The following is an 11616-nucleotide window of genomic DNA, read 5'->3' as shown; positions in this document are numbered from 1 at the left end:
GCAGGACAACCGGGGTGGCGGGTGGTGAAAACGTATCTGGGCAAGATGAAAGGTGGGAACGCTGAGCGTGGGCAACTGTGCTGGAAGGATGCCTTGTGGTCGTGGGTTGGCGCCTTTGTCGGCATGGCCGGCGTCGGCTGGTTGAGCCACGAATGGCTATCGACTCAGGCACTGTTGATGATCGGCTCCTTCGGTGCGACTTCTGTGCTGTTGTATTCCACCCCTGACAGCCCTCTGGCGCAGCCCCGTAATGTTCTGGGCGGCAATGTCCTGTCAGCTCTGGTCGGCGTGCTCTGCTGGCTATGGCTGGGGGATGACTGGCTGGCTGCCGCGGTCGCGGTCTCCAGTTCGATTCTGGTGATGCAGTTGACCCACACCCTGCACCCCCCAGGCGGCGCAACGGCCTTGATCGCGGTCATTGGCTCACCGGAGCTGCACGCGTTGGGGTGGGGATACGCGCTGGTACCGGTGGCGGCGGGGTGCCTGCTGCTGTTGGTGATCGCTACCCTGATCAACAATCTGGCCCGGCATCGTCGATACCCACGCCATTGGTGGTGAGGTGACGATGCGTGACGGCGTGCTGCACGGCCGGGTGGCATGTCAGCGTCGCCAGCGCAGTGTGGCGTCAAACCCTGCTGACTCACGGTTGTTCAGGCTGACTTCGACGTCCTGCTGATGAGCCAGGGCAAGCACGATGGAAAGGCCCAGACCGCTACCGGTGGTGGTGGCGTCGCTGGCGCGATGGAAGCGCTCGGTGACTCGCTCCAGGTGCGTAGCGGGAATGCCGGGGCCGCTATCGAGGATGCTTAGACGCACACCCTGGGGCTCTTCGTGAAGGATGGCTTCGATGGTGCCACCGTCTGGTGTGTAGCGCAGCGCGTTGTCCAGCAGATTGCGGATCATGATGCCGAGCTCCGTGGCATTACCCATGACCGTGGTCGGGTCGACGTCTTCCAGGCGGAGTTGCTGGCTACGGGCGTCGGCCAGCGGCCAGAGCTCGGCCGCGAGGTCCAGCAGCAGGGAGCGCAGGTCTACGCTTTCCGGTGCAGCGGCGGTGTGGCGATCGACCCGTGCGAGTACCAGAAGCTGCTCTACCACGCGCTGGAGTCGTTCGACCCCCTGACGAGCCTTGGGCAGGGCGTCGCCTTCGCCCGCCAGGGCGTTGTCCAGGTGGATCTTGAGGGCCGCCAGCGGAGTGCGCAGCTCGTGGGCGGCATCGGCGGTAAAACGTCTCTCCTTTTCCAGGGTCGCCTTGAGTCGCCCGATAAAGTCATTGAGCGACCCTCTGAGGCCAGCCAGTTCCGTCGGTACGTCCAGTGCTATGCGGCTGAGGTCGGCGGAATCGCGATGCTCCACCTGCTGCGATAGTCGCTCGATGGGGCGCAAGCCGCGCCGGATATGGCGCAGCACCAGCAACAGGCACAGCGGCATCAGCAGTAGCATGGGCCAGAGGTGATTGAGTGCGATGCGCTCGATGATGTCGAGGAAGAAGTCCCGCTCGATACCGATCTGTAGCCACAGACCACGACCCGGGTCATGCAGGGCAAAGACTCGCCAGCGAGACTCTCCCAGCGATCGCCACTCGAAACCCTGCTCACCAGGTGGCGGCATCTGGGGCTGGCGATCGACGCCTTGCCATCCAGGGCCAATCACCACCGGCTGGCCGGTCTCGGTCCACAGTCCGAAGCCCATCTTGCGCTCTTCGTGGTGATAGGTCTGGCCGGGTGCCACCGGCAGGTCATCGGACGTGCCGCTGTCGGTGTACAGGTGGGCGCTGGCCTTGCGCTGGTCCATCCATCGGGCCAGACGTTGATAGTCGTCTGTCTCGGGTGCCTCGGGGAGCATGCTCATCAGCCCCCTGCCGGTGAAGGCGAGCTGGGCATCGAGGATCTCCTCCAGCTCGTTTTGCGAGATCAGCCAGGCGGCCACCACCGACAATAGCGCCACCATGGCCAGGGATAGAGCCAGGGTGCGGAAAAGATAGCGATGGATCGACATCACGGGGTGATGGCCAGGAAGTCGGTATTGAGGCGATAGCCGATGCCACGCACCGTGGTGATCATCTCCTTGTGCAGCTTCTTGCGAAGATGATGAACGTGAACTTCCAGCGCATTGGACTCGAGTTCTTCGCCCCAGCCGTAAAGCAGGCTCTCCAGGCGGGGACGCGACAGTACCTGGCCGGGATGACGGGCGAGCTCGATCAGCAGGGCGAACTCGCGACGACTCAGGGCGATACCGCGTCCCTCCCAGTCGACACAATGGCGAGCCTCATCGATGCACAGCGTGCCGACGTCGATGGTGGAACTGGCGCGACCGGCCGCTCGTCGAATCACCACGCGCAGGCGCGCCAGCAGTTCCTGGAGGTCAAAGGGTTTCAGTACATAGTCGTCTGCCCCGGCGTCCAAGCCCTGGATACGTTCTTCCACGGCGTCACGGGCGGTCAGGATCAGGACCGGCAGGGCAGTTTGCTGGCGCAGGCGTCTCAGGATTTCCAGTCCATCGCAGTCGGGCAGGCCAAGGTCGAGGATCACCACCGAGAACGCCTCCAGGGCCAGAGCCTCGAGAGCCGGCTTGCCGCAGGTGAACCAGTCGACTGCATAGCCCTCTCGTTCAAGTGCGACCTTGATACCGTCCCCCAACAGAGGGTCATCCTCCACCAGTAGTGCCCGCATGGCGTCTTCTCCGTCGATCTACCCAACTGTCTCTCAGGCAGTATGGGGCGCAAAACCTTAATCTACGCTTAAGCATCGACGGGAGCCTTGATCCGACGCTGTTCTCTGGCTAGGACTGCGAATCGTGCCTGGGCTTGCCGGTACGCTCGGTCGACGCCATCTTTTCCAGTTCGTCTTCGCTCATCGAGTCGTACATCGACCGGGCGGCACCGTCGAGTTCGCTCACCTTCTGTTCTCCGCGCTTGGCAGCGAGGGCCGCTCCTGCCGCCATCTGCTGGGCTTTCGATTTCGCTGGCATGGTTACCTCCTTGAAGGGAAAGAAGATTGTCGTACCGGCGTAAATAGTTTGCTGCCTGGCAGGCTCTACAGATCCAACGACGAAAAGCCAGACTCCGCCAGGTTCGACCCGGATCAGTCCCAGCATAATCACTTGCCATGAACGTCTTCAACGCCAGTTGCCTGAATACCGAAACGTATCCAGAGGCGAGTGGGCGAAATCACATGGAAGGAAGAGCGACGTTCGCCAGGGAGTGTGTCGGCCTGTGTTCTTTCGTGGAGGTATCCTTTCGCTGGAGGTTTTTGCGCTTTTGCCTGGGCATAGCGGTGCTACCTTGGCCGCCGCCGAATCTGACCGTCGAGATTCGAAGTAATGTGAAGAAGTGAAGTCACACGGCGTTACAACTCTTTTCAATAATAAGTACGAAACAGCGTCCTGCTCTGGCAGCGTCTGATGGCGACGTAAAGGATTACCTTGATGACTTTCGAATTGACGTTGTTCAGACGCTATTGCAACAGCTTTGACATAAAGCGCCCATCGAGTCTTGTCCGCGACGGTTCATTGGTGACTCGGCCAGGCATAGCGTCTTCGTCTTTCGTTCAGCGATTCTGCCATGACAAGGGAGCAAGCCACCATGCGAGATACACAGGATCTTTTTCCGACACGCCTGGAGCGCAAGCTGGGCATGTTCGAGCGCATCGACCCGGTCGTTCATTGCGATGAACAGCAGCGAGCGAATGGCCCCCTCAGCGAAGAAGAGCTTGATGAGTTTGATAGAAAAGGCTTTCTCTCTTTCGAGAACTTCTTCGACAAGGAAGAGATGGATGCCTTTATCCAGGAATTGCGGGAGTACGAAGAGGACGAAGACCTCAAATTGTCCGAAGGGACGGTGCTGGAGCCCGGAAAACAGGAGATCCGGTCAATCTTCGGCATACATCAGGTCTCGGATCGTTTCAGCCGTCTGACACGGGACCCGAGGCTATTGGCCATGGTGCAGCAGATACTCGGTAGCGACGTCTACATTCATCAGTCTCGTATCAACTACAAGCCCGGCTTCAAGGGAAAGGGGTTTGACTGGCACTCGGACTTCGAGACCTGGCATAGCGAAGACGGCATGCCTCGGATGCGGTCACTGAGCTGCTCGATCATCCTGACGGATAACGGTGAATTCAATGGCCCCTTGATGCTGATACCAGGGTCCCACAAGCAGTTCGTTCCTTGTGTCGGGCGCACCCCGGAGGACAACTACAAGGAGTCATTGAAGAGCCAGGACATCGGTGTTCCTGATGCCGCCAGCCTGAAGAAACTGATGCTGGAGAACGATATAGAGGCGCCGAAAGGCGATTCTGGCTCATTGGTGATGTTCGAGTGCAATACGCTGCACGGCTCCAATATCAATATGTCCTGCTGGCCGAGGAGCAATCTGTTCTTCGTCTATAACAGTGTCGAGAATACCCTCCACGATCCCTACTGCGGCAACAAGCCTCGCCCCGAGTTCCTGGCCACGCGCAAGGACTACAGCCCGCTCAAACCTGTCGAAGGAAAGCGTCAGGAAGAGTGAGAGCCGACGCCACCTACCTCTCCGCCATGACCGGCACTGTCACTCGCTTACCTGGCCATCGTCGCTGGGACTCGAGAACTTCCAGCAGCAAACGCCACCTTGATACACAAGGTGGCGTTTTCGTCGGTGTTGGTGGAGGCGGCTGGGATCGAACCCCGGGGTCTGTAGAGAGCGCCGACCTCGCCCTTAGCTCTGCTTTTCAGGGGTGGGGGTCCCTGAAACGAAAAATGCCACCTTTGGGAAGGTGGCATCTTTCTGGTGTTGGTGGAGGCGGTGGGAATCGAACCCCGGGGTCTGTGGAGAGCGCCGACCTCGCCCTTGGCTCTGCTTTTCAGGGGGTGCGCCCTGAAACGAAAAAGACCACCCTTTAACAGGTGGTCTTCTTCTGGTGTTGGTGGAGGCGGCGGGAATCGAACCCGGGGGGTTGTAGAGAGCGCCGACCTCGCCCTGGGGTCGTGGACCTTGCAGACACAAAAAAACCTCCACAAGGGAGGTTCTTTCGTCGGTGTTGGTGGAGGCGGCGTCCAACTAAAAGTCTACACAGGTGTTTGATATTGTTGTGATATTGCATGTTTTATTTTCTTTTATGCCCCCATATGTGCCCCCTTTTGTGCATTTCTGCCTCTCGTTCGTCAGCGCCTGCGAGGTACCTGCCTGACACTTGCCAACCACTTCAGGAAGAGTTATGTGTCAGGTCATGGAAGTGGATACCCGTCGCCTTTATGACAGCCGTCATTGTGCTCAGGGTGGGGTTACCGTTGGGGGACAGTGCCCGGTACAGGCTTTCGCGCGACACCTTGGCACGTTCGGCCACCACTGCCATGCCGCCCCTGGCCTCCACCACATGGCGAAGCGCCATCAGGAAGGCTGGTTCGCCGCCTTCCTCGCCCAGCTCATCAAAGGCGCTGCGCAGGTAATCAAGCGCCATGTCAGGGGCATCGCACAGCATTTGGGTTACAGCATCGTCATGGCTTTTCATGCGCGGGCTCTCCCACAGTGGTCGTCTAGTTGCATCGCAGGCACGTACCAATAGCACATTCCTAATATTTGATCTTTTTTGACTAAATGCTAGGAGTGTGGGGTACATGCCCGCTAGTATTTTTTATAGCTCGCCTATTTCTTAAAGATTAGTGATGCTGACTCCATGAAAGACGAAGGGAGGTGCCCTTGTTTAACCTTGCCTGATAGATATTTAGGGAGCTTGGCTGGTATGTAAACCTCCCTCATCCATCTTCTAAATTCATGCAAGGAAGTTTCAGGGTAGCAATAAGCTGGCTGTGGATTAGAGGCGGACTGTGGAAAGTATTCCGGGTAATGATGGTCGTATCTAACGCGCTCCCCGTAGTGGGTGCTTAGGCCACTTGATTGCCAGTGCTGCGACCATGCTTTTCCAACACTAATGTCGGGAATAAAATGCACGCCCACGTCAGCGCCACCGCGAATAAGTTCTACAATAAGATCAGCCATCTCCTTGAAAACACTGTAATATCCGCTGGGTACGGTGTGATAGGAAGCTGTGACCCTATCGTGAAACTGCTGCCATGCCACAGGGATGCCAGCATCCGGGCTATACCCAACTTTTTCGTATATGAAGCGTTGGAGGCTGTTCCTGGCAAGGAGTCGGTAATTTTTCAGCGCCGTCGCATTATTGCCCTGCTTGGCATCAAATGCGTAGTACTCCAATATTGCCATGCAAACTGAGTCGATGTATGCGTGATGCATAACGCCGTCCATCTCAGTTGCAATGTAAGGCTTTCCCAGTTCAATATCTTGCTCTCTAAGATACTCTCTTATTCGCGTTACTCTTGGCTGCTCTTTTTCCGTCCCCCATTGATCACCAAGGCGGAGGATCATTGTGTGATCGACCCCGCACATTCGTGCTAAACCCCTGGCATTCAAATAAGCAATGCCGTTGTTTAGCACCCCCATTCCAATGCCATCTACCTCAACCTCCCGCTCAACCTTAAGGTCTAACAGGTACTGCCCTCCGGTGGTGACCTCATTGCCCATAAATGCCTCCAGATCATTGATTATAAAGGTTTTTGAATGGTGACCGCCCTGCGTAAGTTGTACCTTCAGCAGTCTTTGAGCTATGGGAGTTCTAGTGGTGCGTTACGCAGATTATTAAAACATTGTAATTTAAAAGTTACAAAGGCGGACGCAGGTCGCTCTGTCCGGGCCGTCCGGCTTGTCCGTACCGCGTCCAAGTGGCAATGCCGTTGCAATCGTTGCAGCCGCCGGGCAGGTCTTCACGCAGCGCTTCACGCACCAGCGTCACGCACCCGTAGGCACGATGCCGAACTTAGGTTTTATGAGGTAGCAGGGCTCTCGGGGCGTTTGGCAGACGGTGCGATGATCTTCGCATCGGGGCGGCCACTCCCCCGGATCAGGGTGGTGTCGGCAAAAGATGGGAATCCTCCCCTTTTCGCTAGGCGCGGGGCTTCACGCCTCCAGCCTATGCCTCACCCTGAAGAGGCGAAACGCAGCAGCCATACGGACTGTGGGCGCTGATGGTGGTGCAGGGGCGTGCAAAAAATGCCGGATTCCACGGCTGCCCGCCCCCGTGAACGCCAAATCTGGCCCTGGGAAGGACCCGACTTTTCTCGTGGCTTGATGTCAACATTCGTCAACATCTTGGTGCTGACCGTAGCCGGGCAACCTTAACATTTCTCAACATACTTCCCGCTGCGTACCGATGCCGCGCACCGGGTGCGAACCTGTTCTGAGCGTGGTGATCAGGGGTGGTCAGATCAGCCACCCTTGCGATCATCACTGCAAAATCTTTGTAGTGCCCACGAAAAAGCCCAGCACGATGGCTGGGCTACGTGGCTATAGGTCTTTTGGCGAAGCGTATCCGCTAAGCCGTTCTCTGCACTCCGGGCATTGCTCGTCTTGGCTTAGGCCACCTGTCTGCTGACGGCTCCAGGAGCCATAGAGGTACATGCCGCATAGAGACCGGGGGCGACGACCATGGCCGTCTTGCATAGAGAACCAGTGATAGAGCCCGGCTTGGCTCTGGGTGTCGAGATACCAGTCTGCCTTTTTGCTTTTGATCATGGCCCCCTCACGCTTTGGGCTTTGACGTTTCTCAATGTGGCAGATGGATTGCCCGCCAGCCAACTGGTTCGGCGGCGTTGCCCGTTGCCGTGGGGCGTTTCCTTTGGCCCATCAGGGCCTTGGTGGTAGGGAAAGGTCACGCGGCCATCATGGCTACGCCTCACTCGCGTAGTGATGTCAGAAAAGCCTTCCCGGCCTCACGCGCGTGACGACTGCGCAAAAATCTTCACTGCCCTTTTAGGGACCATCAAAATCATCAGACTGGCATCGCGCCAGCTCCCTCTCGATGGCCAGGCGGACGAACTCGGCACGGTTGCGGTGACGGTGGTAGCGGCCTTGCTCCATCAGGCTATCGACGGCTTCCACCACTTCACGCTCAACGCTCACGATCAGGCGTATGGGATCGGCCAGGCGTCTCGGGTTATGGCTCATGGGCTCCCCCTTTGATAGTCGGGAAAAACTAGGCCCCAGCGGGTGCCGGGGCCGTGCAGGTGGTCAGTGCAGCGGGTTGGGCGGCGTCGTGCGTAGCTGGTCGGTTATACCCATCTTCTCGGCATGGGCTAGCAAGTCCTCCTCGCTAGCTCCCAGCGCCTGGGCCAAATCAGCCAGGTTGAACACCTCTCGCCCCTCATCGTCCACGCCTGACGGCTTCAGGCCAGGGAAGAATTCCTGCATGCCATCGTTCAGGGTCTCCATGATCGGGCCGCGCAGGAACATGGGGTTATCCTCGTCATAGGCCCGCTTGATCATCTCTTCAGCATCGTCCTTGGCCACACCATCAAAGAACCGGCGACGTGCCAGGCGCTCGACGTTCTCCAGCAGGGCGGCAATATGTGATGCCAGCGGCCTTGTCAGGCGCTCAGGCGGCATAGCTAGGTGGTGGGCTGCCCATGCCTGGCCGGGTGTCAGGTGGCCAATACCGATGCCCTGGGCGGCTGCGTTGGCGAGTGCGTTGCGGGTGATCGTGTCGTTCATGGTCGTGTCCTCAATATCAGGCGGCAGGCGGTGGGGCGTCATCCAGCATGGCGTTGACCATGCCGGTGAGAGACTTCAGGCGAATGCGGACCAATCCGGCCAGCGTGCCGCCAGGCATCCGGGCGTCGATCTCTTCCAGCACTGCCGCGCATCCCATCAGGGCGTTGTGGTCGGGGCTGTCCTTCAGGGTGGCCAGCACCTCTTCGGCTTCGGGTACCGTGGCGGCTCTCATGCTGCGCAGGCTGGCTAGCAGGCGGGTTGCCTCACGGATGGCGTCATCAATCATTGGCCCGCACCTCCACGTCAGATAGGGGCCAGCGTGACCGCGCTGACGCCAGTGCTTCATCCTCTGTCATCGGACGACCAGCAATCGCCAGCCGCCTTCCATCCACCGATAGTGTCCAACTCATGCGCACGCCTGCCGGTAGTGGCTCGGGTGCGCCGTGGTGCTGCTGGTGTGGGCGGTGGGCTGTCGTGGCCATAGACACAGCCCTGTGGGGTACCAGGGAGGCATTGGCGGCACGCCTCCCTGCATTCTCTTTGCGGTGATTGCGGGGCTCGCCATCAGCAGCCCTCAGCCATGCTTGAGCGTATCGCCGCGCCTTCTGCATGGCCTGGGCATCCGGCAGCCCTGACAGGTGGTGAGCCAGGTAGCGGTGATCGTCGGGCACCAGGGAGCAGTGTTGGGCGATAAGCGCCAGCCAGGGGGCCATATACTCGACGTTGGATACCGACTCCTCCGGCTCAGGGTAGGCGGGCCACACAGCCATAGCTGCCTGCCGGGCGCTCGTATTGGTTAGTATTCGGCGAGCCTGCTGGCGGGCGCTGGTCAGGTCCGGGGCCACCTCGAAGGCGTCATCAATGACGGCAGCTAGTTCGGCGCGGGACTGACGATCCATCATCATCAGCCTTGCCCGAACTTGGCCCACCAGGTCGCGGCCAAGTTGTCTACCAGCATCAGCAAGTGCAGCCAGCAGCACCTCGGCACTCCTGCCAGGGTCATCCTTTCCGCCATCCTGCATTTTGTGGTGTCCCACGTGTCCCATGTGTCCCAATGGCTCAACCATGCGGGTTTGCGGCGGGACACGTCTGGGACCCGTATGGTGTCCAGGTGTCCCAGACAGGGTTTGATAAACGTTATTTAGGCTCATGCTGCGGCCTCCTCCTCGCCTTCAACTGGGCGGATGGCATAGACGCGACGACGACTCCCGCTGATCCAAATTCGAATGGAGCGCTTGTCACTCTCTCGCTCGACCAGCCAGCCAGCGGTCTCCAGGGCTTCGGTGCCTCGCTTCAGGTCGAAGCCTCGAAGCGCTTCGCCCAGCCCATCGCCGCTGAAGAGGTACGTCCTCCCCTCAGCATCGTCACGCCACCAGCCAGCCCGGTTGTAAACTGTGGGTGACTGGAGGGGATCAGCGAACGCGCTACTGAAACGTGCATCGCCATGACGCTCGATAAACCCTCGCACGCTGGCAAGAATTTGCTCGTGCTCTGTGCGCACCCCACCTTGGCCAGCAGACCAGGCTTGGAAGGCGTCAATAGCAGCCCCCATGGCCTCTCCCTCCTGCCAGCCCACCAGCCCATACTCGATGGCCAGTTCTCCCGCCAGCCCGATCAGTGCGAGCACCTTGGCGGCACGTCCCTGTAGTGGGTTGGTGGTGGTGAACCCGTCCAATTGAGCGAACCTGTCCACCTCTCCAGCCAGGTCGCGGCCCTCGACCACCAGGTGCTCGATGAAGGCGGGGCCAAGATGGCCGTAGTGGCGTGTCACTTCTGTTTTCAGGTGGTCAGCAAAGGCCCGGCCATCAGGCAGGTGATGTAGGTCGTCAAAGGCCCCATGCTGGCGCTTGGCAGGAATATCCAGCAGTCGCACCATTTGTCCGGCCTTAGGGCGCTTGCCTGCCTCGCTCATGTGGGCGGCCAGGGTGTGCTCGCCGCTGCTCAACACCGCAATACGCCAGCGGTGAGGTCGCCGGGCGTTGCCCGTGCGGCTGGCGCGAGCCTTGCCGGTGCCGTTGCCCAAGGCGTAGACGGTAGCGCCTACCTCCCTGCCGTCAGCCTCCCCGATCTCGTCCAGCACCAGGGCGGTGTCGCTCAAGGCGGCTGCAATGCCTTCCAGGCCGTTGCCTGTGGCACGCCAGGTGCGCTTGAACTCAGGACTGCCCCAGACGCTTGCAGCCACTTCCAGGGCGGTGGTCTTGCCGTTGGACGAATCCCCCACTAGGTGAATGCCAGCGGTTTGGCGGTGGGTGAGGTACAGCAGCGGGCCAGCCAGGGCGGCGGAGACTGCGAGGACCAGCAGTGGGTTGCCGCTGCACAGGGCACCTATGCGGCTGCGCCAGCCGTCCAGGGTGCCAGCGGTGGCGTAGTCACCTTGCCCCGCGTGCTCGCTCTGGAAGGTGATCTGGCTGCCCAGCGTCCCGGCAGCAATGCTCCGTCGCGGCATGACGAACACTCGACCACCTTCCAACTGGTGCCAGCCTACCCGCGTGGCGGCGATGACTTCGGACTTGGGCGCAGCTTGGGCTAGCCACTTGGTCAGCCAGCGATGGGCGTCTGGATTGATCCTTACTCCCATGTCCAGCAGTTCACCGCGCATCTCTTCGCCACTACCCTTCAGCAGTCGCTGGGGCATCGCCCACTCTCGCCAAGCGCCATAGGGCGGCTTGAAGCGAAGTAATAGCCCGTGGTTGTCGCCTCGCTCATCGTGGGTGGCTGCCAGGCATTCGATAGGGCTGCACACCCATACGTCGAATGGCTCTGGATCGCCTTCACCCCTGGGCTGGCGCTGGCCGTGGTAGTGCAGGCCAGGCGGGCCATACTGCGTGCGCGTCAGATGGGTGATGAAGCTGGGGCGCTTGGGTTCGCCTACTGGTTCGGGCGCGTTGTCATCGTTTACGGCGCTCTCCTCGTGGCCGATGGGACACCTTGGGACACCACTTTTTTCGGACGTGTCCCGGCTGGAAGCCCCGTCATTACTGGGATGGGACACGTGGGACACGTGGGACACCTCTTTTTGCATGTGTCCGGGATCAGTCTCCGATCCAAAGGGATCACCGAACAGGTCAAAGGTG

Annotated in this window: 12 protein-coding genes; 2 read left to right on the top strand and 10 right to left on the bottom strand. The window is 59.7% G+C overall.

The features are described 5' to 3' along the window. The first annotated feature begins 45 nt into the window (after positions 1 to 45). Complete coding sequence (locus C6W88_RS05705; RefSeq protein ID WP_249742746.1) at positions 46 to 558, top strand: HPP family protein; 513 nt, start codon at positions 46 to 48, stop codon at positions 556 to 558. A gap of 42 nt (positions 559 to 600) precedes the next feature. Here C6W88_RS05705 and C6W88_RS05700 read toward each other — a convergent pair whose 3' ends face one another. From C6W88_RS05700 to C6W88_RS22035, 3 genes are all read right to left on the bottom strand, one after another. Then, positions 601 to 1998, bottom strand: a complete 1398-nt coding sequence (locus C6W88_RS05700) for an ATP-binding protein (RefSeq protein ID WP_308812439.1) — start codon at positions 1996 to 1998, stop codon at positions 601 to 603. Then, entirely contained in the window at positions 1998 to 2672 is a 675-nt protein-coding gene (locus C6W88_RS05695) for a response regulator (RefSeq protein ID WP_108131824.1), read from the bottom strand. The genes C6W88_RS05700 and C6W88_RS05695 overlap by 1 nt, the downstream gene beginning before the upstream one ends. 109 nt (positions 2673 to 2781) lie before the next feature. After that, positions 2782 to 3096 carry a DUF3008 family protein gene (locus C6W88_RS22035; RefSeq protein ID WP_308812438.1) on the bottom strand — a complete coding sequence of 105 codons (315 nt, stop codon included), beginning with the start codon at positions 3094 to 3096 and terminating at the stop codon, positions 2782 to 2784. A 466-nt stretch (positions 3097 to 3562) separates the two neighbouring features. On the opposite strand from C6W88_RS22035, the gene thpD reads away from it, so the two are divergent. Further along, entirely contained in the window at positions 3563 to 4510 is a 948-nt protein-coding gene (gene thpD, locus C6W88_RS05685; protein WP_231498541.1) for an ectoine hydroxylase, read from the top strand. Positions 4511 to 5183: 673 nt separating this feature from the next. Here the strand turns inward: thpD and C6W88_RS05680 are convergent. From C6W88_RS05680 to C6W88_RS05650, 7 genes are all read right to left on the bottom strand, one after another. Further along, the gene (locus C6W88_RS05680; RefSeq protein ID WP_108131821.1) at positions 5184 to 5489 is read right to left on the bottom strand and encodes an addiction module antidote protein; all 306 of its coding nucleotides are present in this window, start codon (positions 5487 to 5489) and stop codon (positions 5184 to 5186) included. 134 nt (positions 5490 to 5623) lie between these two features. Next, positions 5624 to 6520: a BstA C-terminal domain-containing protein gene (locus C6W88_RS05675; protein ID WP_108131820.1), complete on the bottom strand. Its 897-nt coding sequence runs from the start codon at positions 6518 to 6520 to the stop codon at positions 5624 to 5626. 1284 nt (positions 6521 to 7804) lie between these two features. After that, positions 7805 to 7999 (bottom strand): ribbon-helix-helix domain-containing protein, encoded by a 195-nt coding sequence (locus tag C6W88_RS05670; protein ID WP_108131819.1) that lies wholly within the window; start codon positions 7997 to 7999, stop codon positions 7805 to 7807. A gap of 63 nt (positions 8000 to 8062) precedes the next feature. Next, a complete protein-coding gene (locus C6W88_RS05665; RefSeq protein ID WP_108131818.1) occupies positions 8063 to 8542 on the bottom strand; it encodes a hypothetical protein in 480 nt (159 codons plus the stop codon). A gap of 16 nt (positions 8543 to 8558) precedes the next feature. Next, a complete protein-coding gene (locus C6W88_RS05660) occupies positions 8559 to 8828 on the bottom strand; it encodes a hypothetical protein (protein ID WP_108131817.1) in 270 nt (89 codons plus the stop codon). Next, positions 8821 to 9522, bottom strand: a complete 702-nt coding sequence (locus C6W88_RS05655; RefSeq protein ID WP_108131816.1) for a hypothetical protein — start codon at positions 9520 to 9522, stop codon at positions 8821 to 8823. Before C6W88_RS05655 ends, C6W88_RS05660 begins: the two co-directional genes overlap by 8 nt. 167 nt (positions 9523 to 9689) lie before the next feature. After that, positions 9690 to 11564, bottom strand: a complete 1875-nt coding sequence (locus tag C6W88_RS05650) for a DUF927 domain-containing protein (protein ID WP_231498550.1) — start codon at positions 11562 to 11564, stop codon at positions 9690 to 9692. Positions 11565 to 11616 lie beyond the last annotated feature (52 nt).

This window comes from Halomonas litopenaei (assembly GCF_003045775.1).
Lineage (GTDB): Bacteria > Pseudomonadota > Gammaproteobacteria > Pseudomonadales > Halomonadaceae > Halomonas > Halomonas litopenaei.
The sequence above is the reverse complement of the archived record's forward strand: the minus strand, read 5'-3'. Positions and strand labels throughout refer to the sequence as shown.

Excerpts from the sequence above, each read along its gene's own strand:
- C6W88_RS05700 (WP_308812439.1), bottom strand. The coding sequence starts at position 1,998 with ATGTCGATCCATCGCTATCTTTTCCGCACCCTGGCTCTATCCCTGGCC.
- C6W88_RS22035 (WP_308812438.1), bottom strand. The coding sequence starts at position 3,096 with ATGCTGGGACTGATCCGGGTCGAACCTGGCGGAGTCTGGCTTTTCGTC.
- C6W88_RS05660 (WP_108131817.1), bottom strand. The coding sequence starts at position 8,828 with ATGATTGATGACGCCATCCGTGAGGCAACCCGCCTGCTAGCCAGCCTG.
- C6W88_RS05650 (WP_231498550.1), bottom strand. The coding sequence starts at position 11,564 with ATGCAAAAAGAGGTGTCCCACGTGTCCCACGTGTCCCATCCCAGTAAT.
- C6W88_RS05675 (WP_108131820.1), bottom strand. The coding sequence starts at position 6,520 with ATGGGCAATGAGGTCACCACCGGAGGGCAGTACCTGTTAGACCTTAAG.
- C6W88_RS05665 (WP_108131818.1), bottom strand. The coding sequence starts at position 8,542 with ATGAACGACACGATCACCCGCAACGCACTCGCCAACGCAGCCGCCCAG.
- C6W88_RS05695 (WP_108131824.1), bottom strand. The coding sequence starts at position 2,672 with ATGCGGGCACTACTGGTGGAGGATGACCCTCTGTTGGGGGACGGTATC.
- C6W88_RS05705 (WP_249742746.1), top strand. The coding sequence starts at position 46 with ATGAAAGGTGGGAACGCTGAGCGTGGGCAACTGTGCTGGAAGGATGCC.
- C6W88_RS05670 (WP_108131819.1), bottom strand. The coding sequence starts at position 7,999 with ATGAGCCATAACCCGAGACGCCTGGCCGATCCCATACGCCTGATCGTG.
- thpD (WP_231498541.1), top strand. The coding sequence starts at position 3,563 with ATGACAAGGGAGCAAGCCACCATGCGAGATACACAGGATCTTTTTCCG.
- C6W88_RS05680 (WP_108131821.1), bottom strand. The coding sequence starts at position 5,489 with ATGAAAAGCCATGACGATGCTGTAACCCAAATGCTGTGCGATGCCCCT.